At 72.2% G+C, this 24410-nt stretch carries 21 protein-coding genes and 1 pseudogene; 12 read left to right on the forward strand and 10 right to left on the reverse strand.

All coding sequences use genetic code 11. From position 1 onward, the window contains the following. Positions 1-191 precede the first annotated feature (191 nt). The 4 genes from ACQEUR_RS19890 (at position 192) to ACQEUR_RS19905 (ending at position 5249) form a co-directional block, all read left to right on the forward strand. Positions 192-1229 (forward strand): glucosyl-3-phosphoglycerate synthase, encoded by a 1038-nt coding sequence (locus ACQEUR_RS19890; protein WP_433033246.1) that lies wholly within the window; start codon positions 192-194, stop codon positions 1227-1229. Further along, complete coding sequence (locus ACQEUR_RS19895) at positions 1226-1666, forward strand: glycosyltransferase (protein ID WP_433033248.1); 441 nt, start codon at positions 1226-1228, stop codon at positions 1664-1666. Before ACQEUR_RS19890 ends, ACQEUR_RS19895 begins: the two co-directional genes overlap by 4 nt. Beyond that, positions 1663-2451 carry a glycosyltransferase gene (locus ACQEUR_RS19900; protein WP_433033251.1) on the forward strand — a complete coding sequence of 263 codons (789 nt, stop codon included), beginning with the start codon at positions 1663-1665 and terminating at the stop codon, positions 2449-2451. The genes ACQEUR_RS19895 and ACQEUR_RS19900 overlap by 4 nt, the downstream gene beginning before the upstream one ends. 323 nt (positions 2452-2774) lie before the next feature. After that, entirely contained in the window at positions 2775-5249 is a 2475-nt protein-coding gene (locus tag ACQEUR_RS19905) for a hypothetical protein (RefSeq protein WP_433033254.1), read from the forward strand. Here the strand turns inward: ACQEUR_RS19905 and ACQEUR_RS19910 are convergent. After that, positions 5191-6321 (reverse strand): patatin-like phospholipase family protein, encoded by a 1131-nt coding sequence (locus tag ACQEUR_RS19910; protein WP_433033257.1) that lies wholly within the window; start codon positions 6319-6321, stop codon positions 5191-5193. The two genes, ACQEUR_RS19905 and ACQEUR_RS19910, sit on opposite strands and share 59 nt — an antisense overlap. A 308-nt stretch (positions 6322-6629) precedes the next feature. On the opposite strand from ACQEUR_RS19910, the gene ACQEUR_RS19915 reads away from it, so the two are divergent. Continuing rightward, a complete protein-coding gene (locus ACQEUR_RS19915) occupies positions 6630-9134 on the forward strand; it encodes an FtsK/SpoIIIE domain-containing protein (protein ID WP_433033260.1) in 2505 nt (834 codons plus the stop codon). Between the two features lies 1 nt (position 9135). Then, positions 9136-10116, forward strand: coding sequence for a hypothetical protein (locus ACQEUR_RS19920; protein ID WP_433033263.1), 981 nt, complete (start codon positions 9136-9138; stop codon positions 10114-10116). A gap of 419 nt (positions 10117-10535) precedes the next feature. On the opposite strand, the gene ACQEUR_RS19925 is transcribed toward ACQEUR_RS19920, so the two are convergent. Further along, entirely contained in the window at positions 10536-11432 is an 897-nt protein-coding gene (locus ACQEUR_RS19925) for a hypothetical protein (RefSeq protein WP_433033266.1), read from the reverse strand. 238 nt (positions 11433-11670) lie between these two features. Here ACQEUR_RS19925 and ACQEUR_RS19930 point away from each other — a divergent pair, with 238 nt between their 5' ends. Both ACQEUR_RS19930 and ACQEUR_RS19935 read left to right on the forward strand, forming a co-directional pair. Further along, positions 11671-11898: a GntR family transcriptional regulator gene (locus tag ACQEUR_RS19930; protein WP_433033269.1), complete on the forward strand. Its 228-nt coding sequence runs from the start codon at positions 11671-11673 to the stop codon at positions 11896-11898. A 256-nt stretch (positions 11899-12154) separates the two neighbouring features. Then, positions 12155-12322, forward strand: a complete 168-nt coding sequence (locus ACQEUR_RS19935) for a hypothetical protein (protein WP_433033272.1) — start codon at positions 12155-12157, stop codon at positions 12320-12322. A 126-nt stretch (positions 12323-12448) separates the two neighbouring features. Here the strand turns inward: ACQEUR_RS19935 and ACQEUR_RS19940 are convergent, their stop codons facing one another. Continuing rightward, on the reverse strand, positions 12449-13405 hold the full coding sequence (locus ACQEUR_RS19940; RefSeq protein ID WP_433033274.1) for an SDR family NAD(P)-dependent oxidoreductase: 957 nt from the start codon (positions 13403-13405) through the stop codon (positions 12449-12451). Between the two features lie 37 nt (positions 13406-13442). Between ACQEUR_RS19940 and ACQEUR_RS19945 the strand changes: the two genes are divergently transcribed. Next, entirely contained in the window at positions 13443-14048 is a 606-nt protein-coding gene (locus ACQEUR_RS19945; RefSeq protein ID WP_433033277.1) for a TetR/AcrR family transcriptional regulator, read from the forward strand. 495 nt (positions 14049-14543) lie between these two features. On the opposite strand, the gene ACQEUR_RS19950 is transcribed toward ACQEUR_RS19945, so the two are convergent. From ACQEUR_RS19950 to ACQEUR_RS19970, 5 genes are all read right to left on the reverse strand, one after another. Next, a complete protein-coding gene (locus ACQEUR_RS19950; protein WP_433033280.1) occupies positions 14544-14819 on the reverse strand; it encodes a hypothetical protein in 276 nt (91 codons plus the stop codon). An 88-nt stretch (positions 14820-14907) separates the two neighbouring features. Further along, the gene (locus ACQEUR_RS19955) at positions 14908-16053 is read right to left on the reverse strand and encodes an RNA polymerase sigma factor (protein WP_433033283.1); all 1146 of its coding nucleotides are present in this window, start codon (positions 16051-16053) and stop codon (positions 14908-14910) included. Between the two features lie 4 nt (positions 16054-16057). Next, on the reverse strand, positions 16058-16465 hold the full coding sequence (locus tag ACQEUR_RS19960) for a YciI family protein (protein WP_433033286.1): 408 nt from the start codon (positions 16463-16465) through the stop codon (positions 16058-16060). Between the two features lie 186 nt (positions 16466-16651). After that, a complete protein-coding gene (locus ACQEUR_RS19965) occupies positions 16652-17263 on the reverse strand; it encodes a GNAT family N-acetyltransferase (protein WP_433033289.1) in 612 nt (203 codons plus the stop codon). Positions 17264-17341: 78 nt separating this feature from the next. After that, positions 17342-18001, reverse strand: a complete 660-nt coding sequence (locus ACQEUR_RS19970; RefSeq protein WP_433033292.1) for an SRPBCC family protein — start codon at positions 17999-18001, stop codon at positions 17342-17344. Between the two features lie 274 nt (positions 18002-18275). On the opposite strand from ACQEUR_RS19970, the gene ACQEUR_RS19975 reads away from it, so the two are divergent. Next, on the forward strand, positions 18276-19673 hold the full coding sequence (locus ACQEUR_RS19975) for an FAD-binding oxidoreductase (RefSeq protein ID WP_433033295.1): 1398 nt from the start codon (positions 18276-18278) through the stop codon (positions 19671-19673). Positions 19674-19968: 295 nt separating this feature from the next. Here the strand turns inward: ACQEUR_RS19975 and ACQEUR_RS19980 are convergent, their stop codons facing one another. Together ACQEUR_RS19980 and ACQEUR_RS19985 are read right to left on the reverse strand one after the other, a co-directional pair. After that, positions 19969-21654, reverse strand: a complete 1686-nt coding sequence (locus ACQEUR_RS19980; protein WP_433033297.1) for an amidase — start codon at positions 21652-21654, stop codon at positions 19969-19971. Then, on the reverse strand, positions 21654-21953 hold the full coding sequence (locus ACQEUR_RS19985) for a hypothetical protein (protein ID WP_433033299.1): 300 nt from the start codon (positions 21951-21953) through the stop codon (positions 21654-21656). Before ACQEUR_RS19985 ends, ACQEUR_RS19980 begins: the two co-directional genes overlap by 1 nt. 390 nt (positions 21954-22343) lie before the next feature. On the opposite strand from ACQEUR_RS19985, the pseudogene pyk reads away from it, so the two are divergent. Both pyk and ACQEUR_RS19995 read left to right on the forward strand, forming a co-directional pair. Further along, positions 22344-23812, forward strand: a pseudogene (gene pyk, locus ACQEUR_RS19990) (pyruvate kinase). Positions 23813-23921: 109 nt separating this feature from the next. Further along, the coding region (locus ACQEUR_RS19995; protein ID WP_433033302.1) for an acyl-CoA thioesterase at positions 23922-24410 on the forward strand (489 nt) is incomplete at its 3' end.

Raw genomic sequence — 24410 nt, forward strand, 5'->3', positions numbered from 1 at the left:
CCACTGCTCCCGCCGTCCTCCCATGTGATCGCGAGATTTCTCCGGCTGGCCGGAAATGAAACGTTCACGCGTACGCAGCGCCGATGCCCCACCTGTGTGATCAAGATGTCATGCCGCAAGCCGCTTGGTGCGGTCCCATGGTGGGAAAGACGGGGATCCGGCAATCGAACAGCGAACTGGGGGTCTTGCTCGTGGGGCATTCGACCGAGGCAGTCTCACCCGTGGTAGAGGCGTGGACCACGTACCGTACCGGAAACGCGGCGGAGTGGACCACGCGCCGCGTGCTGAAGGCCAAGGGGGAGACCCGGCTCAGCGTGGTGATTCCGGCCCGCAACGAGGAGGCCACCGTCGGGGCCATCGTGACCACGCTGCGTCGACACCTGATGGAGAAGGCGCCGGTCATCGACGAGCTGATCGTGGTCGACTCCCGCTCCACGGACACGACCGCCCAGGTCGCCACCGCCGCCGGCGCCCGGGTGGTCTCTCAGGACGAGATGACCCGGGGACTGCCCCGGCTGGACGGCAAGGGCGACGCGCTCTGGTCCGGTCTGGCCGCCGCCTCCGGCGACGTGGTCGCGTTCGTCGACGCCGACCTGCGGCGCTTCTCGCCGAGGTTCGTGACCGGGCTGGTCGGGCCGCTGCTGACCGATCCCAGCATCGCGTTCGTGAAGGGCTTCTACCACCGCCCGCTGGTCGGTGCCGCCGGGGTGGAGCCGGACGGCGGTGGACGGGTCACCGAGCTGATGGCCCGGCCGCTGCTCAGCCTCTTCTGGCCGGAGCTGGCCGGCTTCGTCCAGCCGCTCGCCGGCGAGTACGCCGGCCGGCGCGAGATCCTCGAACAGCTCCCGTTCGTCTCCGGGTACGGGGTGGAGATCGGCATGCTGATCGACCTGCTGGACCTGGTGGGGTTGGACGCGCTGGCCCAGGTCGACCTCGGTGAGCGGCTGCACCGGCACCAGGACACCGAGGCGCTGGGCCGGATGTCCGGGCAGATCCTCTACACCGCCTGGTCCCGGCTGCACCGCCGGGGCATGGTCACCGAACCGGTGCCGCCGGCGGCGCTGCTCACCCAGTTCCGGCGGGGTGGCGACGGGGCGCTGCCGAACCTGGACCGCGAGATCGTCGTCTCCGATGTGTCGGTGCGGGAGCGGCCGCCGCTGGCCTCGGTGGCCCGGCAGATGCGGGCCCGGCGGGCCCAGGTTGCCCGGTTGGCGGTGGCCGGGGCATGAGCCTGACGGTCCTGATGAACGCCGGTCCCTGGCTGCCGGTGCCGCCCAAGGGGTACGGCGGGATCGAGAACATCGTCGCCACCCTCGTGCCCGAACTGCGCCGGCTCGGCGTCCGGGTGGTGCTGGCCACCGTCGGCACCAGCGAACTGCCGGTCGACGAGCGGCTGTCGGTCTTCGCCGAGGGGCAGTTCGCGGCGCTGCAGCGGCCGTACAACCAGGTCTGCGGGATCTCCCAGGCGCACCTGAACGGGGTGGTGCGGGCGCTGCGGGCGCGCGACGACATCGACCTCGTGCACGACCACGTCGAGGCGGCCGGCCTGGCCACCCTCGCCGCGCTGGGACCGGACGCCCCGCCGGCGCTGCACACCCTGCACTGGGACCTGGCCAAGCACCCCGAGCTGTACGGGACCTCGACGGCGGCGACCGGGTACGGGTGAACGGTGTGTCGGCGGCGCAGCTCGCCCGGGCGCCACGCGCGCTGCGGGAGCACGCGGTCGGGCATGTGCACCTGGCCACCCCGCTCGCCGTGGACGCGGTGCGCCGCCCGCCGGTGGACAAGGGCGGACACCTGGTGATCATGGGACGGATCACCCCCGGCAAGGGCCAGCACCTCGGCGCCCGACTGGCCCACCAGGCCGGCTTCGATCTGGTGCTGGCCGGCCCGGTCGGTCCGTACCGGCGGCCCGAGGAACTGGCCGCGGCCGGGCCGGAGGCGGACCACAACCCGGATGTCCGGTACTGGCGGGCCGAGGTCGCCCCGCAGGTGGACGGGGTACGGGTGCGCTGGGTCGGGATGGTGGCCGGGGCGGAGCGGGACGACCTGGTGGCCAGTGCGCGGGCGAGTCTCTTCCCGCTCCGCTGGGAGGAGCCCGGGGGCACCGCGGTGATCGAGTCGCTGGCGGTCGGCACCCCGGTGGTGGCCATCGGACGGGGATGCCTGCCGGAGTTGGTCGAGCACGGCGACACCGGCCTGCTCACCGCCGACGAGGCGGAGTTGGCCGACCTGGTGGCCGACGCGGACCGGATCGATCCCGCGCGCTGCCTCGCCGAGGCGGCCCGCCGGTTCACCCCGGCGGTGATGGCGGCGTCCTACCTGGACCTGTACGAACGCGTCCGCGCCCTCGGCCGGCCCGCCGATACGATCGGTAACGGCAGCCCCAGGGTGATGATCGAGAATGGTCGTCGGTCCGCCCCGCTGGTGGAGGGTCAGCCCGGTCGGTAAATGCTCGGGCATTGCCGGATAGCGACGTCGTTCGCCATGGGTGGAAACTGGTCAGACCGGGGCGCCATGGCTGGGGGGCCGATTCGACTGCCTTACTGAACGGGGACGTGCCAGCCGATCGGACAGAGCAGTCGGCGCATTTGCCGGCCGCATCGAGATCTGCGATATCGTGTGGCTGTTCGTAGAGGGACATAGATCGATTTCCTCCATCGAAGGCCGAGGGCACGCCTGTGAACGACGGACCCAATCGCAGCCGTACCTCCGTGCCACCGCGACACCTTCTCGACAATCTTGTCGCCCTCGACAATGGATCATCCCGGGGGGTGGATGTCCGCGCACTCGACGAGGCCGGGTTGACCGTCGGAAACGTGTGGGATCTGCTGACCCGGGCCGCGGTCGAGCACGACGCCTTCGAGGGGACGTTCGAGCATCCCCGAGTGGCTGCGGTGGATTCGCTGCGACACCTCTTCGGGTCGCTGCGCGACCGGACCGAGGAGTGTGTCGGACTGCTCGGTCTGCTGACCGCGAGCATGATGATCGCGCACGAATTCGATCGCCGCCGGGGACTGGGGTTCGAAAGCGCGTCGGACCCGACGGCAAAGGCCGTCTTCGCGGAGCTGAAAGTCCTGTTCGAGGATGCCCGGGTGCTGCTGGCGCTGAAGGCGGTGTACGGGGTCGCGAACCACGACGGTGCGGACGCGGCGCAGGCGACGGCGGTGTGGGAGGACCTCGACTTCGTCGAGCTGAGACTCCACCGGCTCGGCACTACGTCGTTCATCCTGGCCGGGCCCTGGATCGAGAAGCAGGGACGCCGGGCCAAGGTGGCGTTGAAGTGCGTGCTGCTGCCGTACACCCGCATCGCGGCCATCGCCAGGGCGACCGAAGGGTACGCCCGACGCTATGGCGCGCCCGGCCTGGGTGGCGCGGGGGAGGGGGACGCGGACGGCTCCTCGCCGCATCTCGCGGAGGTCTACGCCAGCACCCGGGCCTGGGTGGCGATGGAGCTGATCAACGGTCGTACGCTCCGGGAGGAACTGGACGCGCGGTTCGGGGACCAGTCGGCGGCGCAGGACCAGTCCGATGCCCGGGCCCGGGTACGCGGCCCGGAACGACTGCGGCTCGACGCGCTCTGCCAGCTGGCCCCGCCGCTGTTCCGGGCGCTCTCCGACATCCAGCGACTCGGGCTGACGCACCACGACCTCACGCCGACGAACATCATCTTCACCCGCGACAGCGCCTACGGCAGTGGCACGAGAGCGGTCCTGATCGACTTCGGGCGCAACCACCTCTACACCCGCACGATCGGTGCCCTGGAGGGGCCGGAGGCGAGCTTCGTCGCTCCCGAGACGAAGCAGAACGCCGCGCAGGCCGATCCTCGGTTGGCGGACCTCTACTCGCTGGGCAAGCTGCTCATCGCGATCGGCGGGACCGAGCCCGGCCAGGGGGCGGAGGTGCCGGACGCCTTCTACGTCCGCACCCCGCTGCTGGCGCGTTTCGTCGAGGATCTGGTCGACAGTGACCCGAACCGCCGACTCCTGCTGTACGGCGACTCCGGCTGGACCTACGCCGACCTGGGTACCGAGTTCGCGATGGAGTTGCAGGCGGTCTCCGTCGCGGACCGGGAGGGCCTGCTCGGGGATGACCGGCCGACCCTGCGGGGACTCTTCGACCTGGCCACCCCGACCTCCCGTACCGCGTCCCGGCAGTGGCGGATCCGGCGGGTCCGGGCTCAGCAGCGGCGGCTGTTGCGGGAGGCGGGCCGCGAGGAGTCGGAGGCCCAGCCAGGGGGCACCGGGCCGGTGCTGCCGGAGGTGGCCGGACCGGCGGTGACCGTCGAACCCGACGAGCCCGGGTTCATCCTGGTCGGACGGCCGTCCGAGCAGGCGCTGCGCCGACTGTCGGACCGGGCCCGGGTCAACAGCCGGCGGGCGGGCGTCCTGCTCTTCTGGTCGGCCCTCTGCGGTGTCTGCTGGGCGCTGGTGTTCCTGGTGATCTCCGTTCAGCTCGCCCGGGACGCGGGCATCGATCCCACCCCGGAGGCGGTCGACGTGGTGCGGTGGTTCACCGGGGTCATCGGTTGGACCGGTGCCACCGCCGCGATCAGCGGGTGGGAGCGGCAGCTGACGGACCTGCTGGGTCCGCCCGGCGCGCACAACCTGGACGCCCGCATCGTCGGCGGCACCTTCGCCCTGGTGAACGTCAAGCACTACCAGAACATCTTCGCCGGGATCAGTCCGCTGAACGGAGCCGGTCAGCTGCCGCTCGGGCGCCGCGTGCATGCCTGGGCGTCGGAGTTCTGGATCCGGCTGTTCGCGTTCTGGTGGATCACCGTCGTGCTGGCCCCGAACTTCGGCGATCCACTGTGGTGGCCGATCTGCACGGCGATCGGGCTCAGCGTGCAGCTCATGCTCAACGCGACGGTCTCGTCGTTCGCCAACCTGACCGTGAAGGACGCGCGCCGCAACGGTTTCTCGACCGTCCCGCCGCACTCACGGGAGATCACCGGGCTCAAGGTGTTCAGCAGGTGGACGCCGTCGATGTTCGTCTTCCTGCTGATGGTGTGGCCACTGGCCTACTTCATCTCCCGGGGCAACCTGGACGGGACGCCGTACGCGCTCATGCTGGGCGTGTCCAACATCGGCATCTTCTACGTCGTCAAGTGCGGCCTGGACGCGCCGGCCATCCGCAGTGGCCTCGCGCGGGCGTTCCTCGCCTCCGAGCGGGCCGCCGCGGCCCGGGTCACTGGGACGACAGCTGGCTCGTGGCGTCCAGCGGCACCACGTGCTCGACAGCCGTGAGGCGGGGGATGACGCGGAGGGTGTTGTCCAGGATCCGGTCCGGCGAGACGTTGGCCAGCGCGCAGTACATGACGCCGTAGGCGGTGCGGGCGCCGGTGAGCAGCCTGCCGAGGCTGATCTCGTGTCGCTTGACCTGGGGCATCCACGGCAGCGGCGCCAGGTCCAGGATCGCGGGCTCCTCCGTGGGGGCGAGCATCTGCCGCTGGAGATTCCGGCGGTCCTCCCAGCCTTCCCGGACGGCGCGGAGGTAGCCGGTGCCCAGTCCGGCGCGCAGCTTGTTTATCCGGGACGCCGCGAAGCGCTGGGTCACCGAGTGCCGGTGCTGCGGGGTGCTCACCGGCCGGGTGCTGAGCGAGAGGATGTGGGTGCACCCGTCCCGCAGGGCCAGCCGGAACGGAAACGCCGTCAGGAGGCCGCCGTCGACGACCCGCTGTCCACGCCAGACGGCGGTGCCCGGCACGGCCACGGGAAGCCAGGCGCTGCCCCGCAACGCCTGTTTGAGATCCGCCCGGTTCTCGAAGTCGCTCACGTCCATCGTGCGCATCTCGTCGACCGAGGTCATCGAGACGTGGAAACGGATCGGTGCGGCGAGAACCGCCGCGAAGTCGAGCGGTTTGACAACCTCGACCACGTTTTCGAAGGCGTATTCCATGTCCAGTATCGGACGCCCGGTCAGTGCTCGGCGAAAGTCCACGAACTTGCGGCAGGCCAGATCGTCATAGTAGATCGACAGCGGATACCAGGTGTTGGTGGCCAGGAAGTACGCGGTGTTGATGGCGCCCGAGGAGGCCGCGTAGACATCGTCGAAAGCGTTGTGGAAACCGAGGTCCTCGATGGCGGTCAGCATCGCCGCGGAAACGATCCCGCGCATCCCGCCGCCCTCGACGGCAAGTCCAATCTTCCACGGGTCGCTGCGACTGCCCGGTCGCGAATCGGATGCGCGTCGCTGACGCAGGGCCTCAAGCACCGGGTGACTTTCGAGCCAACGCCCGGTGGGGGCCTGTTCGATTGTTTGACCCGCCACCAATTCGAGCTCCAGAATGGGTAGGTGCAGACCCAGCCACCGTTGCACACGGATGGTGGGGCGTCAATGGGCGTCTGGTGGCGCGTAACTGGCCGTGTGGAGGTAGACATCCGGGCCGGTGAGCTGTCCGACCTGGACGGTAAATGTGAGACGCGTGTCCCCGACCCGCCATGATCGGAAAACGCGTACCCCGCGCGCCGGCGTTGTCGATCACAAATAGCGGCATTGATCGTCCGCCCGGAGCACGGACGGGCCGCCGGTGTGCCTTCCCGCCCGCTTCGGTTAATGTTCGGTGACTGCGTCGCCGAGGCGGGTTGGGGGCAGGGTTGGGACTCGCGGCCACGTACGGACGGGCGGTGTCGCTGCACCAGCGCGCTCGGGCACACCTGGACGCCGCCCTGCGGGGGCTCGCCGGGCTGCGGCCGCCGGCCGACTCCGGCGAATCCGCCGACATCGTGGCCCGGCTGCACCGGGTGGGCGACGAACTCGTCGCCGAACCCGAGCCGTCGCGCTTCTTCCCCGGCCCGGTGCCGATGCGCCTCGGCGCCGCCACCACCGGCGACGGCGGCTTTCCCGCCGTCGTACCGCTGACCGGCGGCACCCACCTGGCGATCGAGCCGGACGCCCGCGATCCCCGGGTCGCGGCGCTGCTGCGGGCCCTGGTCGTCCGGCTGCTCGCCGCCGCCCCGCCCGGCTCGGTCCGGGTGTACCCACTGGACGGTGCCGCGCTGGGCGCCACCTTCCTGTCGCTGCGCCCGCTGGTCGAGGCCGGCGCGCTGCTCCCGCCGGCCACCACCGACGCCGAGATCGCCGACCTGCTCGACGCCGCCGAGCGGCACGCCCGGGCCGGGCAGGACGCCGGCGGCACCGACGAACTCCTGCTGCTGGTCGCCGCCGCCGCACCGCAGGGCCGGGAGCTGGCCCGGCTGGCCGCGCTGACCCACGCCGGCCCGACCGCCGGGGTCTGCGTCCTGGTCGCCGGCTATCCGCCCCGGTCCGTCGGGCTCGCCCCGCCGCCGCTGGGCGGCACCACGCAGCTCCGGCTCGACCCCCGGGGGTACGCCCGGGTCGGCGACCCGCCCGGGTACCCGTTCAGCGCCGACGGCAGCGGCCTGGCGGCCCCCGTACTCCTGGATGGTGACCCGCCGGCCGGCGCGGTCGCCGCGCTGGCGGAGCGGCTCGGCGAGGTGCACCGGCGGCACTCGGCGGTGGACTTCGCGGACCTGCTCCCGGCCCGGCCCTGGGCGGAGTCCTCCGGCAACGGCCTGCGCGCGGTGGTCGGCCGCACCGGGCGGGAACCGGTGATCTGCGCCTTCGACGACCAGACCCCGCACTGGCTGGTCGGCGGCCGGACCGGCGCCGGCAAGACGGTCTTCCTGCTTGACGTCCTCTACGGACTCGCCGCCCGCTACTCCCCGGCGGAACTCTCGCTCTACCTGCTCGACTTCAAGGAGGGCGTCAGCTTCACCGAGTTCGTGCCGACCGGCCGCGACCCGTCCTGGATCCCGCACGCCCGGGCCGTCGGCATCGAGTCCGACCGGGAGTACGGCGTCGCGGTGCTCCGCGAGCTGCGCCGGGAGCTGAACCGGCGGGCGTCGGCGCTGAAGCGGCACGGCGTCACCAAGCTCTCCGACCTGCCCCGGGACGGCGCGCCGGTGCCCCGGGTGGTCGCGGTGATCGACGAGTTCCACGTGCTCTTCGCCGGCAACGACGCGGTGGCCCGGGACGCGGTGGCGCTGCTGGAGGAGCTGGCCCGCAAGGGCCGTTCCTACGGCATTCACCTGGTGCTGGCCAGCCAGAGCATGTCCGGGATCGAGGCGCTCTACGGCAAGACCGACTCGATCTTCGGCCAGTTCCCGCTCCGGGTGGCGCTGCCCGGCGGCAACGGGGTGCTCGACAAGCTCAACGAGGCGGCCGGCGCGCTGCCGATCGGCTCGGCCATCGTCAACCCGTCCGCCGGGCTGGCCGCGGCGAACACCATCGTCCAGTTTCCCGACGCGCACGCCAGCGCCGAGCGGGTCGCGGCGCTGCGCCACGAGCTGTGGCAGGCCCGGCCGCCGGGCTCGCGCCCACCCGCCGTCTTCAAGGGGTACGAGTCGGCGCACGTCGAGGACGACCCGACGTACCGGGGACTGGTGCCCGGGGGACGACGGCCGCTCGCCCTGGTCGGCCGTACCGTCGACGTGGACCTGACCTCGGCGCTCTTTCCGCTGGACGCCACCCCGGGCCGGCACCTGGCGGTGGTCGGCACCTCACCGGTCGGGGCGAGCGTGCTGCACGCCGCCACGGTCAGCCTGGCCCGCCAGCACGCCCCGGGCACCGCCCGGTTCGTGGTCGCCCCGCTGGTGGCGGTCGCCGACGAGATCGCCGACGCCACCACGGACTCGCTGACCGGGGCGGGACATCCGGTCACCCGGCTGGACGCCGCCGGGCTGCGCGAGGAGGTACGCAAGCTGGCCGGGCAACCCGCCGACGGGGCGGGCCGGACCTTCCTGGTGGTGTACGGGATGGACGGTGCCAGCGGCGTGCTCAGCGTCCGGGACGAGAATTTCCGCTCCGGGCTGGACGACCTCCAGGCGATGCTCCGGCAGGGTCCCGCGTACGGCGTGCACCTGCTCGGCTGGTGGCGCGGGCTGCGCCGGCTGTCGGAGGACATCGGCGGGTCGAGCAACCGCGACGACATCGCCTGCCTGGTGGCGCTGAACGTGCCCGGCGGGGAGCTGGGGATGTACCTCGGCCAGCACGACCTGGCGTACACCCCCCGGGCGAACCGGGCGTTGCTAGTGGACCGGCACGACCAGCGGACCCGGCTGATCGTGCCGTTCGTCCGACCGGGCTACGAGGCGGACGAGGAGCACTGAGGTGACCAGCTATTCCGAGTACGCGGCGCTGGCCCGGCACCTGAGCGAGCTGCACCACTCGGGCGAGCGGATCGCCGCGCAGCTTGCCCAGCACCGGGGTGACGCGGGCCGGCACGCCGACCAGCTCGGCCAGCGGCTGGTCCTGCAGTACCAGCGGCTCGGCGGGCTGGGGCAGATGATCGGCAAGCCCGTGCCGCCCCCGCCACCGGGCTACGTCGTGGTGCCACCCGGCGTCGACGCCCCGCCCCCGGGGGTCGGCCCGGTGCCGCCGAAGGCCTGGCCGATGCCGCCGGGCGCTGCCCCTCCGCCGCCGCCCCCGCCCGGTCTGGGAGCGCCGCCGCTCGGTCCGCCGCCCGCCCGGTACGCCCGGCCTGCGCCGCCCTCACCGCCCCCGCCGCCGGGGTCGCCGATCGGCTCGGCGTACCCGGAACTGCCCGGTGCCCCGGCGCGGCGCGCGCTGCCGGCGACCCCGGCGACCGGCCCGGACCCCCGGGCGGTGCCGGGCCAGCGCCCGCCCGCCGCCCCGGTCTCCGGGGCCGGCGGCCCACCCGCGCCGGCGGCCGACCCGGGCCGCGAACTGGAGCTGGCCCGGCAGGCGCTCGACGCCGCCGACGGCCTGATCACCCGGGCCGAGACGGAGGCACAGCAGGCGCCGCTCTTTCCGGGCCTGTCAATGCGGAGCCGGGCGCTCGCCGTCTACTTCAGCTGCCTCGGGGTCATCACGGTGATCATCTGGATCCTGCTGACCGCCTCCGAACTGCACGCCTTCAACGGCGGCCGGGGCCAGTTGACCGTGCTCTCCTGGAGCTGCGCCGGGCTGCCCGCGATGGCGTTCTTCGTCGGGTACTTCGTGCTCAGCGTCTGGGGCAAGCCCCGGATGGTGGAGGGGCGGTTCCCCCGCTATCCCCGGCTCGGCTTCCTGATCTGCTTCCTCGGCGCCCCGCTCGCGTTCCTCGTGTACTTCGCGGTCTTCTTCAGCTGAGCGGACGGGCTCTGGCTCGGCGGTCGTTTCGGCCTCGGTCAGGAAGCGGGTCACCTCGGCGGGGGTCAGGCCCTCGTCGTCGAGGAGGCTGACCAGCAGCAGGCTCTGCGCGGTGACCGTGGCCGGCTCGGCCGGGGCGGGCGGCTCCCCGTCGAGGACCGTCCAGACCAGCCGCTCGGCGAGCAGGGGATCCAGCTCGTATCCGGTGCGGTCGTAGCGCTCCCGCACGCTCGCCACGAACCGGATGACCGGGGCACGGTCCTGGCCGGGACGGAACCGCCGGTCCACGGCGAGCCGGAACGCGGCGTCGAGCAGGAGGCCGTACCGCCGCCAGGCGAGGTCGTCGAACCGCCCGATCCGGTGCTGGTAGTCGCGTACCCGGCCGGCGGCCAGGTCGCGCAGTGGAGTGGCGTACCGGCTCAGCACAGTTGACCCCGCTCCCGCTCGAGCTGCTTCTGCCGGCGGACCCGGGCCAGGTAGCCGCGCCAGCCGGTCCACGGGTGCACCACCAGCAGCACCGCGCCGGCCGTCCGCGCCCCGGCCCGTACCTGCGCCACGGTGCACTGTGGAGCGGGGTGGGGGCGGGACGGTTGGACGGTGTCGGTGAGCGTGTCCGCGTACCGCTCGATGGCCCGGACCCCGACGGCGAGCCGGGCGCCGACCCGGTCGAGCCGGGCGACGGCCGCGCCCCACCGGTCGGCGGCGACCGTGGCCGCCGGGTCGGCGCTGGTGCGCCGCATCCGGTCCTCGGCGGCGGCGAGCTGGCGGCGGACCCGCGCGGCGGCCCTGATGGCCCGGTCGGCGTCCGCGCTGGCCGCCCGCAGGCCGTCGAGGAGTTCGCCGACGTTCGCCGGTTTGGCGCCGGGGAGCGTGCGGGCCTGCGCGACGCCGGAGTGCACCAGGTTGAGCGCCGCCCAGGCGTCGTCGGCGGCGTCGTCCCAGCGGGCCAGCAGCCCGGCCCGGGGTGACGAACGGTCGATCTCGCCGACCTGCCGGTCGGCCCGCTCGACGGCGGAGACGACGGCCAGGTAGCCGGCCCGCAGCTCCTCGATAGGCACCGGTTTGTGTATGTCACCGGTCATCATCGGCAGCCGGCGGTGGCCGTACCAGGTGGCGGTCCGCTGGTTGGCCGCCCGGCGGGTGTGCTGGCCCAGGGTCCATCGGGCCTCGGCCAACTCGGCGCAGGGGCCGGGCCGTCCGCACCCCAGACACACCCCGGTGTACGTGCACACGGTGTGCCGGGCGATCGTCTCCCGGGCGTTGGCGATCCGGGTACGGGCGTAGGCGGTGTAGGCGGCTTGGGTCAATGGGGTCACGTGTGCTCCCTCGGAGAGGGGGAGAGGGTCGATGAGCAGGGCAACGCGCCCGGCCGACCGGGGGAACAGCCGGCCGGGCTCTGTGCGATGGGCACGACCAGCCCCAGGGTGCTGACCAGGGAGCCGGTCAACGGAACTTTGTCATACTAGTCTAGTAAAGTCAACACCGGACTAGTCCTTGCTTGTCAGGGAAAGTGAGGTGTGATCAAATGGCGGTGCTGACCAGGGAGACCGCCATATGCCCGCCAAGCCAAAATGGGAGCGCATCGCCGACGAGATCCGGACCCAGATCGAGTCCGGTGAACTCGCTCCAGGTGCCCAACTGCCGTCCACCGCGCAGCTCCGCGCGAAGTATGACGTGTCGGCAGGCGTTGTTCGTCAAGCCATACTCGTGCTCCAGACGAAGGGTTTGGTGGAGGGCGTGCATGGCCTCGGCGTGTTCGTCACGGAACGCTCAAGTAGCTGAGCGGTCGTCGCACCCTGCCTCGATAGCGTGAGTTGCGCGTCTGGCATGAGTCCTTGTTGATCTAGGAACCCCCGGTGCGCTGGCTTTCAGTGGGAGGTTCCCAAGCAAGATTTAGGACTGTAACGGACATTGCGGATGCAGTCATGCTCCGGACGAACTCCGCTGGCTACGCTTTCCCAGGTAAGAGCCGTTGCTGCACCCGGTCTACGGACCGGGCGAGGGTCGCAACATCGCGGCGAGGATCCACGGTCGGTCGATGCGCCATGGACTCCTACCCAACGGCGAGGTGATGGCCGACTACGTCCAGCAGGTTGGCGTCGAGGGCCGCCTCAAACACAACCGCGCCGTGGCTACTCGCTTCGACAAACTCGCCGTCCGATACGAAGCCACCATCCACCTCGCCGCCATCAACGAGTGGCTGTGACCAACTTCGACACAGGCCCTATTGGCGAAGTGGCCCGGTTCGGAGAACGGGTGGTCACCCCGCGGGAACCGTCCGATGCAGCTATCGAAGCACCGTTTGAGGCGGGCTCGGGACGCCGGAAGGGGTTCAGCCGGAGCCGGTGCCGCCGCTGGCGGCGACGGCCGTGCCGGTGAGATAGGTGAGTTCGGGCGAGGCGGTGCTGACGGCGAAGGCGGCGATTTCCTCCGGGGTGGCCATGCGGCGCAGGCCAGGAACGTTCGCGCGGCCCCACTGGGCGGCGCCGATCTCCCAGGCCGGGTCCGGAATGCCGGCCATCCCGGCGCTGCCCCGCACGAGCGCGGTATTCGTCGTGCCGGGCAGGATCGCGGTGATGCGAATGCCAGCGTTGCCGTAGTCGAGAGCCGCGGAGCGCACGAGACCGATCAGGGCCGACTTGGTGGCGGTGTAGACGCTGCGCCCTGCCGACGTCGTGTTGGCCACGGTGGAGGAGGTGACCAGGATCGTGCCGCCGCCAGCGGCGAGCATGTATGGGATCTGGTGCTTCATCGCGTGGAAGACGCCGCGCAGGTTGGTGTCGACGAGATCGGCGAATTCGGCGCCGGTGAACTCGTGCAGCGGCTTCTCGATGGTGATCCCCGCGTTGTTCAGCGCCACGTCTATCCGGCCGAACCGGTCGACCGCCGCGCCGACGAAGCGTTGCACCTGCTGCTCGTCACGCACGTCCGCGCGGACGAACAGGGCCTGGGTGCCGCCGGCGACGAGTTCCGCCTGAAGCTGCTCGCCGAGGTTGGCGCGGCGGCCGCAGAATGCCACGGATGCACCCTCGCGGGCGAAGGCGATGGCAGCGGCACGGCCGATGCCCGAGGTGGCACCGGTAACGAGCACGACCTTGTCAGCGAACCGGCGGCCGTCGAGCACGGTCGGTGCCGGTGGCGCGGCCATGGCGGCCAGGCTTACCCCGCTGGCCAGGCCGGCTGTCAAACCAACCGCCGTACCGATGATCGCGCGCCGGTTCCGGTGGTGTTGCTTCGCTGCGGGCGCCTCGGCTTCGCGTGAGGGCTCGTCAATGTTAGCACCGCTCATATGGTGGAGCGTAGACCGCGATATGTACAGTGTCAACATGGCTCCGAGCGACCGGCCGTACCACCACGGCACACTGCGCACCGCACTGCTGACCGAGGCGCGGCAGATACTCGAGCGCGACGGCGCGGAGTCCGTCTCGCTGCGGGCCGTCGCGCGAGCGGCCGGCGTGTCGCCGACCGCGCCGTACAACCACTTCGCCAGCCGTCGCGATCTACTAGCCGCGATGGCGGGCGACGGCTTCGCCGACCTCGCAAGCCGGCAACAGCAAGCGGCGGCGAGCACGTCGGCCCGTGAGGCCCGGTTCGTCGCGCTCAGCCGCTCCTACCTCGACTTCGCCGCGACGCAGCCACAGCTGTACCGCCTGATGTTCGGCGCCGGCGTACAGCACTGGCACGATGTTCCGGCCGTGGCAGCCGCCAAGTCCGCAGCGATCCTCCCGTTACGCACGGCGATCGCCGAACGCCTCACCGGTCCCGGTGAGACCGCGTCGCTCGACATCGCCGTGGTCGCGGCCTGGTCCGTCGCGCACGGCTTGGCGATGCTGCTCATCGACGGCTCCCTCGACCGGCGGCCCAGCCCGGCTGGCATGGACCTGGCGACGGCCGCCATGCGCTGGTTCTTCGCCCAGGTCACGGGAGACTGACGGCGCGTCTGCCTGCCTCGTTCACCGTCGGCCTGTGTGGCTCGACGAGATGACCGCATAGGAACACCCGAAGATTCTCAAACCCCGACGCCGACTTCGATAACGCCCTAGTGGGGCCGTGGACGTCCCGGCAACGGGTCAGCGGTGCCCCCGTTTACCCCCCGAAAACCCCTGCTATGGGTTGACTATCAGTGACGAGCGTTGACAAGCTGACGATTGCGTCTGTGCAGTCAGCGATGGGTTCTGGCGGTCAATGACAAACTCATAACCGTGACGTTCGGTAAGCGTAGGTCGACGGTTCGATTCGCTGCGCCCGGCCCCTGCGCCGGGCGAGGATCGCAACTTGGAACCAGGGATAGGCGGCGGAGAAGCCCGCGTTAGCTGCACCCGGTCCCCGGACCAGGCGAGGATCGCAACGACGAGTGCAACGAACGCAAGGTTGCCGTGCAGTTCGGCGCTGCGCCTCGGTCCCCGGACGGGGGGTGGAAGAGGCCGTTACCCGCGACCGAACGGGTCTGTCCCGGCCTGACCGATCCCACCGCGACGCCGATTATCCGGATCGCCAGGCGACGGCATCGGAACCATGCGTTCCTCCTGCACCCGAATTTCGGCGCGGAACCGTTCAGCGGCCGGATGCCAGATCTCCTCGAACGGACCCATGACTTCGCCACCGACACCACGGCGACGTGCCCGAGATCCGAGCCACGCGAGCCCGCCCAGGATTGCGGCCAGGCAGCAGACGACCACCAGATAACCCAGGACATCACCCACGGCCCGACCCTACGCGCAGCGTGTGCTTCGCCGCACTCCGCTGCGCGCGGTCGCGCACCCGGTACTGCGGGGACTCCGAGCGCACCCGTCAGCGCGACCGGCGGGCGTTGAGCCGGGCGGCCTGGCGGGTCAGGTGGTCGCGTTCGGCGAGGTTGGGTGCCTTCTGCGCCGCCTCGGCGTACAGCCGCGCCGCCGTCGTCAGGTCGCCGTCGCGTTCGTGGAGGTACGCCGCCACCGCCGTGTGGCGGGGCAGTGCGTCGTCCAGCGCCGCGAGCGCCACCAGGCCGGCGCGCGGTCCGTCGGCCTCGCCGACGGCCACCGCCCGGTTGAGCCGGACGACCGGGCTGTCGGTCAGCCGCGCGAGTTCGTCGTACCACTCGACGATCTGCACCCAGTCGGTCTCCTCGGCGATGGGCGCGTCGGCGTGGAGTGCCGCGATGGCGGCCTGGGCCTGGAACTCGCCCAGCCGGTCGCGGGCCAGCGCCGCCTGGAGGATCCCGACGCCCTCGGCGATCAACGTGGTGTCCCACCGGCTGCGGTCCTGCTCGGCGAGCGGCACCAGGCTGCCGTCGGGTGCGGTCCGGCTGGCCCGTCGGGCGTGGTGCAGCAGCATGAGGGCGAGCAGCCCGGCCACCTCGGGGTGGTCGATCGCGGCCGCGAGCTGCCGGGTGAGCCGGATGGCCTCGGCGGCGAGGTCGACGTCGCCGGAGTAGCCCTCGTTGAAGACCAGGTAGAGGACGCGCAGCACGGTGGCGACGTCGCCGGGCTGGTCGAACCGCACACCGGAGACGGTGCGCTTGGCCCGGCTGATCCGCTGCGCCATGGTCGCCTCGGGCACCAGGTACGCCTGGGCGATCTGCCGGGTGGTCAGCCCGCCGACGGCGCGCAGCGTGAGCGCGACGGCGGACGACGGCGTCAGTGACGGGTGGGCGCAGAGGAAGTACAGCTGGAGCATGTCGTCCACCGCGGGCGCCGGCCCGGGCGCCGGCTCCTCCTCGACGCGGTCCTCACGCCGGCGGCGGGCGGCGTCCGCGCGCGTCGCGTCGAGGAACTTGCGCCAGGCCACGGTGACCAGCCAGCCCTTGGGGTCCCGTGGCGGGTCGGCGGGCCAGACCCGCAGCGCCTCGACCAGCGCGTCGTGCACGGCGTCCTCGGCCGCCGCGAAGTCTGCTCCGCGGCGGACGAGGACGGCGAGCACGCTCGGCGTGAGGCTCCGGAGCAGAACCTCGTCCATCAGGTCACTCCGTGATGGTGGATGGCTCGGTCAGGAACGGGCGCAGTTCGAGCCACTCGTGGATCGGCTTCCCGCCCGCCCCGGGGGCGGCCGACAGTTCCCCGGCCAGCTTGACGGCGCGCTCGTAGCTGTCGACGTCGATGATCATCCAGCCCGCGATGAGGTCCTTGGTCTCCGCGAACGGGCCGTCGGTGACCGGCGGGCGCCCCTCGCCGTCGTAGCGGACCCACGCTCCCTCGGGGGCGAGCGCCTGACCGTCGACGAACTCGCCGGTCCCCTCGAGCCGGGCCGCGAAGTCGCGCATGTACTGCACGTGGGCCGAGATCTCCTCCGGCGCCCACTGGGCCATCGGCACGTCGTTGACCGCGGCCGGGGCGCCTCGGTAGTGCTTGAGCAGCAGGTACTTGGCCATCGTGTATCTCCTCGGTGCTGGTCCGACCCATTCTGGTCGCGTTCCACCGCGGGGACGGAGCCGGCCACCGGTTCTCGACATCGCCATCCGAATTTCTTCGGATCTTGTGTCGCACCTGGCTGAGCCGTCTCGTGGTGTCCGGGTCCACGCCGTGGCGCGCGGGCGGGACGGAGCGAGCATTCAAGATCAACGGCGGTCAGGCGGTCGACCGGTCGCCCGGGCCGCGGGCTGCGGTCGGCCACGGCCGCTACGTCCAGGTGCTTCGTCGTGAACCCAGATCAGGCAGTCGTGCCACACGTCTCGCTCAGGATCATCGGCGAGCCAGGAACGGCAGTGTCGCGGCAGCCGTTCATCGAAGCGGTACCCCGCTCGTTCCGCCAGCCGCAGCGAGGCCGCGTTGGCTGGATTGATCTCCAGCCAGACCCGGTGCAGGCCGGCGTCCCGGTGCGCCCATCGCGTGACAGCCTGAACGCCGCGGAGCCCGAAACCACGCCGACGCTGATCTGGGCGAACCCAGTACGCGAGTTCCGCAGCCTCCGCGCCATCCGGCATGAGGCCGACCGCGACGACAAGCCGTGCACCATCCATTACCCCGTAGGAGACCTGCCCTGCCGACTGGTGATCCCAGGCCAGAAGAGCGGCCCGCGCGTCTGGCAACGAATATGGGCCTGCGGGGCGTGCCCCCCACAGGGCCCGGGCCGATTCCTCCCGAGTGGCTTCCACCAGCAGATCCGCGTCCCGCACGGTGAGCGTGCGCAGCCGCAGGTCACCAAGGCCAAGATCCATGACCGGGTACATGCCGGCGATTCTTCCAGCCCGGACCCGTGCTGACCGCCGGTGGCGGAGTGGGCCGGCGGTCAGGGAGGTCCCGGCACCTCAGCTCTGGAACGCCTCGCCGCCCGCATTCGGCGGATCGGGGGCGTAGAAGGCGGTGGTGTTGGCGACCATCCTGGCCACGTCCTCCGGCGGGATGCCGGCGACGGCCGACGCCGCGCCCCAGGCGTTGCTGCTCAGCGTCGCGAACTCCCGCGCCTCCGGCGAACTCTCCCACTCCTGCGGGTTCTCGATCGTCCGGCCCGACAGGTGCAGGCTCAGGCCGAGCAGGCCCAGGTCCCAGCCCACCCCGGTGGCGCCGGGCCCGTACTCGGTCCAGAACTTCGGGTCGGTGACCGCGACGTGCTCCAGCTCGAACACCGTCGACTCCGCGTCCCGGGGCGTCAGCCGTACCTCGACCTCGCTGTGGCCGCCGGCCTCGCCGAAGATCCAACTTACCTTGAGCAGCCGGGGCGGTTCGCAGCGCAGGATCTCGCCGCCGGCGTTGCCTTCGAGCTGGTAGCGCCCGCCCAGTCGCAGGTCTCCGCTGACCGGCAGGAACCACCGGCTGATCCGCTTGGCGTCGGTGACGGCGTCCCAAACGTCCTCGACGGGCGCCGGGTAGCTGCGGCGCAGCAGGACGGTCCGCGCCTCACCGCCGGGGGTGTCGGCTCGGCCGGTCTCGCGGTGGACCTCGTTGATCTGGTCGACGATGTCGCTCATGCTCTGCCTCTCCTGGTCGTCGCGGTGCGCGGTCAGTCTCACCGGTCCCGCGTTCGGCGGGGCGACTTTATCAGAAAGAGCTTATATAAGTAGGGCCGACTTTCCGCTGGTGGCGCGCGACTGCGGGAGCCGGCGTCGGCTTTCCGACCGGAGCGGGGTCACCACCAGATCGTCCAATGCCGCAGGCCGCGCTAGGTTCGCGGTACGAGTCGCCAGGCCGCCCGCCGCCGCGCCGCCTGACCAGCGATCGCACTCCCCGCACTGAGGAGTCGCCATGACCCTCGCCAACAACCCCGAGGCCGTACGCCGGGCCGTCCGGCGGCTCCGCCCGAGTCTCGGGGACCGGCTCCTGACCACCGCCGACGACGGCTACGAGGCGGCCCGTCGAGTGTGGAACGGCGCCGTCACCACCCGACCGGCCCTGCTCGCCCGCTGCCTCGACCTCGACGAGGTACGCCGGGTCCTGGACACCGCCCGCGACTGCGACCTGCCGCTGTCGGTACGCGGCGGCGGGCACGACTGGGCCGGCCGGGCGCTGCGCCCCGGCGGCCTGGTGCTGGACCTCACCGGGCTGCGTCGGGTCACCATGGACGACGTGGCCGGTACCGCCCTCGCCGAGGGGGGCGTCACCGCCGGCGGGCTGCTCGCCGCCGCCCGCCCGTACGGCCAGGTGGCCGCCACCGGCGTGATCAGGGCGACCGGGATGGCCGGCCTCGCCCTCGCCGGCGGCTACGGGCCGCTGGTCGGCCGGTACGGCCTCGCCCTGGACAACCTGCTCGGCGCGGAGGTCGTGCTCGCCGACGGTGACGTGGTGACCGCCGGCCCGGACGACGACGCCGAGCTGTTCTGGGCGCTGCGCGGCGGCGGCGCCAACTTCGGCGTGGTCACCCGGCTCCGCCACCGGCTGCACCCGCTGACCGGCGTGCTGGCCGGGATGATCCTCTTTCCGGTCGCGCAGGCCCGGACGGTGCTCGCCGGCTACCGCGAGTTCCTGCCCGGCTGCCCCGACGAGCTGACCGTGATGGCCGGCTTCCTGCCCGACCCGGCGGGGGAGATGTCGGTCTTCCTCGCACCCACCTGGAGCGGGTCGGACCTCGCCGCCGGTGACCGGGCCATCGCCCGGCTGACCGCGCTGGGCCGGCCGGTCGCCAGCCACATCGCCCCGATGCCCTACGACGACGTGCTCGGGATGTTCGACGGGGGCATGGTGGACGGCAACCACTACCTGCTGCGCACCCGCTGGCTCGCCGAGCTTTCCGAACCGGCGGTCGAGGTGCTGCTCGACGCCGCGCTGACGGTCAGTTCGCCGTACTCGGCACTGGCCGTGCACCACTTCCACGGCGCCGCCACCCGGGTCGGCCGCACCGACACCGCGTTCGGCCTGCGCGACGAGCACCTACTGGTCGAGATCATCGCCGTCTGGCCGCCGGCCAGCCGGACCGGCCAACCGGCCTCGGCGCACCGGGACTGGGCCGAGCGGACCTCGTCCCGGCTGGCCCCTATGGCGCTGCCGGGCGGCTACCCGAACCTGCTCGGGCCGGACGAGCCCGAGCGGGTCCGGCTCGGCTACGGGCCGAACCACCCCCGGCTGATCGCCGCCAAGCGCCGGTACGACCCGGAGAACGTCTTCGGCTCCGCCGTACCGACCCTGCTGGGCACCGGCCGGCCCTGACCGGCCCCGGGCCCGACGCCGGCTCAGCGGACCCGATACGACGGACTCGGCGGGGCGGGTCACCCCGGCGGACCGGGACGCGGCCGGCGGCGGGGCGCTGTCGCCCCGCCGCCGGAGTCCGTGGGCGTGCCGTGTCCCGGGCCCGCCGGACGTGTCGTGTCCCGGGCCCGCCGTGTCCCGGACCCGCCGGGCGTGATCAGGGAGTGGACGCCGCGACGCGCCGACGACACGCCCGAACAGCTCCCTGATCACGGCGATCACCGGGGGCCGCCGGGCCGCGCGGTGGGTGGGTTGGTTACTGGCTCAGCTCGGCGACCTGGTCGGCGGTGAGGCGGCCCCGGGTGCGGTCGGGTTCGGCGGCCGTCATGGTGCCCCGGGGCGTCCGGGCCGCCGTGGTGGCCGGCGGGTTCGCCGGGCGGCGCCACTGCCAGTCGGTGACCGCCTGGTACGCGGCCACCACCGACAACAGCCGGTCCTCGCCGTACGGCAGGCCGCCGAGGATCGTGCCGATCGGCACACCCGCCGTGCTGAACCCGATCGGGAAGCCGATCTCGGGCAGGCCGATGATGTCGAACGGCACCGGACTGGTCTGCACCACCACGTCGCAGGCGTCGAAGAGCTGGTCGAGCACCCGCTCCAGGAACAGCAGCTTGGCCCGCTGCCCGGTGATGAACTCGGGGCCGCCGAGCAGCGCCCCCTGCAACCAGCCGGTCACCGAGACCCCGAAGCCGCGCAGGTCGGTCCGGAGGTACGGCAGGAACGGCTCGGTGCGCTCCGGCAGCCGTACGTTGTTGAAGGTGTTGCCGCCGAGCAGGTCCCACTCGTCCGGCAGCGGTACGTCCACCAGCGTGGCGCCGGGGATCGCGGCGAGCTTCGCCAGGAACGCCTGCCGGGCCAGCGCCGTCGCCGACGTGCCGGTGGCGTAGCCGGGCAGCACCCCGATCCGGGTCTTCCAGCGCAGCCGCACCCGCCGGCGTTCGTACACCGGGGTGGCCGCCTCGATCAGCCGGGGCACCCCCGGCAGGCCCTGGCTGCGCGGGTCGGCCGGGTCCTCGCCGGCCATCGCGGTCAGCATGATCGCGGCGTCCCTGGCGTCCCGGGCCAGCGGTCCGGGGTGGTCGCGGGTGTAGCTGAGCGGGATGATCCCGTTCAGCGAGACCCGGCCCATGGTCGGCTTCAGTCCGGTCAGGTTCTGCGCGTTCGCCGGGGCGGTGATCGAGCCGCCGGTCTGGGTGCCGGTGCCGGCGGTGGCGAGCCGGCCGGCGACCGCGGTGGCGGTGCCGGTCGAGGAGCCGCCCGGGTCGGTGGCGGGGTCGCCCGGTGTCCAGGCGTTCACCGTGGTGATCACCCCGTCCGGGGTGGTGGCGCGGGTGGTGGCGAGCGGCCCCATCTGGGTCTTGCCGAGCACGATCGCGCCGTTGCCCTTGAGCCGGGCCACCGCCGTCGCGTCGTAGGGCGGCACGAAGTCCCGGAAGAGGTAGGAGTTGGCGGTGGTCGGCACCCCCTCGGTCCAGTAGTTGTCCTTGATCGCCAGGGGGATGCCGTGCAGCGGGCCGGAGCGGGGGCGCCGGCCGGCGGCCCGGGCGGCGGCCAGCGCCGCGTCGGCGAGCACCAGGTTGAACGCCTGGTACGTGCCGTCGTACGCGCCGATCCGGGCCAGGTACGCCTCGACCAGCTTCTCCGGGGTGAGCCGGCCGGCCCGGATCAGCCAGGCGGCCTCGGCGAGGGTCAGCTCGGTCGGGTCGGCCAGCGCCTCCGGGCGGGGTACGACGTACGCCTCCGGCCGGTCCAGTGCCGGGTTGCCCCCGCCGCCGGAGCCGTGGCCCGGCCTGCCGAGCGGGGTGCCGGTCGCCGGACCGGTCGCCCCGGCCGCGCCGGGGAGGGTGAGCGCGCCGCCGATGGTGGCGGCGCCGGCCAGCGCGGCGGTACGGGCCAGGAACGCCCGGCGGTCGACCGTCCGGTCCAGGGGTTCGAAGGTCATCACTTCCGCCATTCGGTGCTGATCGAGGGGTAGAGCATCGGCGCCGCCTGCTGGGAGATCGCCTTGGCGACCTCCGGGTCGGTGCCGGCCGGGGCGGGCAGCTGGTACGCGGCCAGCGGGGTCACCGTGCCGCGGACGAAGGAGCGCAGCGAGGCGAGGACCGAGTCGCGTCCGGGCGAGCCGGTCTCCGGGTCGGTGGCGGTGCCGGGCGGGAGCTGGTCGAGATCGATGCCGAGGCTGGCGAGCCGGGCCCGGATCATCACGTCCAGTTCGGCGTCGGTGGGTGGGGTAGGTGCCATCACGGTCTCCTCGCGAGGCTCGTCGTGCTCAGGCGACGCCGTCCATCGACTGACGTCCTTGATCAACGGTGTCGACCCACTCTCGGGGCGCACCGTATCGGAGCGGATAACGGCAAGATCACGCGGCGGTGAAGCGGGCCGCTCCGGGTAGACTTCCGGCGCAGGCGCCCCGATACGTCGCGGCCCGGTCGTAACCAGACCCGGCCGGGAGCAGAAGGCGGAGGCGACGGGAGTAGGCTCGGCGCCGCGCGGTCGCTGATGCCCGCCACAACGTCCCCGGTGTGACGGACCCGCCGGTCACTCGCCAACCGTGCGACGTTGGATAGATGTTCGAGCCCTGTTCGGCATTGTGAGGGTCTGGCGGGCCGATCCGAGAGAGAGACTAGCCTGATGGCCGTGACACGCCGCGCGAAAATCGTCTGCACGCTGGGTCCCGCGACCTCGTCCCCGGAACGCATCCGTGGCCTGGTCGAGGCCGGTATGGACGTAGCCAGGCTCAACTTCAGCCACGGCAACCACGCCGACCACGAGCGGGTGTTCCACCTCGTCCGGGAGGCCGCGCAGACCACCGGTCGCGCCGTCGCGGTCCTCGGCGACCTGCGGGACCGCCAGATCTGGCTCGAGCCGTGATTTCCGCGGAACAGCCCGCGCGAGTGGCGATGCCGGCGGCCCGGTGGTGATCACCGGCGAGAACATCGTCGGCACCCGGGACCGGGTCTCCTGCACCTACGACAAGCTTCCCTACGAGGTGAAGCCGGGTGACCGGCTGCTGATCGACGACGGTCGGGTGGCGGTCGAGGTCAGCGAGGTCACCGGCAGCGACATCCGGGTGCTGGTCACCGAGGGTGGCCCGGTCTCCAACAACAAGGGCGTCTCGCTGCCGAACATCGCGGTGAGCGTCCCGGCGATGTCCGACAAGGACTACGAGGACTACCGTTTCGGCAACGCCGCGGCGGCGTCGCCGTGGTCGCCATGTTCGTCCGCGCCGCTCGCCGGAGGACATCCAGCTGGCGCGGGCCTCGCTCGCCCATGCAGGAGGTCGGCATCACCAGCCGCTGGTGGCCGAGATGCTGGAGAAGCCGGAGGCGGTCACCCACCTGGAGGCGATCGTCAACGCCTTCGACGGGATCATGGTGGCCCGTGGCGACCTCGGCGTCGAACTGCCGCTGGACCAGGTGCCGCTGGTGCAGAAGCGCGCCGTGCAGCTCTGCCGCGAGAACGCCAAGCCGGTCATCGTGGCGACCCAGATGCTCGACTCCATGATCGAGAACTCGCGCCCGACCCGGGCCGAGGCTTCCGACGTCGCGAACGCGGTGCTGGACGGCGCGGACGCGGTGATGCTCTCCGGCGAGACCAGCGTCGGGAAGTACCCGGTGCTCACCGTCAGCACCATGGCCCGGATCGTCACCACCACCGAGGCCGGCTCGATCGGGGTGCCCCGGCTCCAGCACGACCCGCGTACCCACGGTGGCGCGCTGACCGTGGCCGCCTCGCAGATCGCCAAGGCCATCGGCGCGAAGGCGCTGGTCGCGTTCTCGCAGACCGGCGACACGGTCCGGCGGCTCTCCCGGCTGCACTGCGACCTGCCGCTGCTGGCCTTCACCCCGGTGCCCGAGGTCCGCGACCAGCTCGCCATGTCCTGGGGGGTGCAGACCTTCCTGATGCCGTTCGTCCAGCACACCGACGACATGTTCCGGCAGGTCGACCAGGCCCTGGTCGGGCTCAACCACGCCAACCCGGGCGACTACGTGGTGATCGTCGCCGGCACCCCCTCCGGGACCCCCGGCTCCACCAACACCCTGCGGGTGCACCAGCTCGGCTCGCTCGTCGACGCCGCGGCGGCCCGGGCCCCGCAGTGAGCCACCCGGACCCGGTGACCGGGCAGCGCCCGCCGGTCGCCGCGGTCCGCGCCGGTCGGCCGGCCTCCGCCGCCGGGCGTGGGCCGGCCGGCGCGACCGGGCGGCGGCCGTGACCGACGTCGCCGCCGGCCAGGCCGCGGTCGACCAGTTGCTGGAGCTGCTCGACCTGCGACAGCTCGACGAGATGACCTTCCGCGGCGTGAGTCCGCCGGTCGGGCCACAACGGGTGTACGGGGGCCAGGTCGCCGGCCAGGCCCTGGTCGCCGCCGGGCGCACCGTCGAGGAGGGCCGGTTCGTGCACTCCCTGCACGGCTACTTCGTCCGGCCCGGCGATCCGGCGGAGCCGATCGAATACCAGGTAGAGAACATCCGGGACGGCCGCTCCTTCTCGGTGCGCCGCTCGGTCGCGCTCCAGCACGGCAAGACGATCTTCTTCATGTCCGCCTCCTTCCAACGGGAGGAGGAGGGGCTGGACCACCAGGCCCCGGCGCCGCTGGACGTACCGCCGCCGGAACAGGTGCCGACCATGACCGACCGGCTCGGCCGCTATCCGGAGCGGCTCGGCGTCTGGGCCACCGTCCCGCGCCCGATCGACGTC

Origin of the sequence: Plantactinospora sp. CA-290183, from assembly GCF_050936375.1 — a bacterium.
Classification (GTDB): Bacteria; Actinomycetota; Actinomycetes; order Mycobacteriales; family Micromonosporaceae; genus Plantactinospora.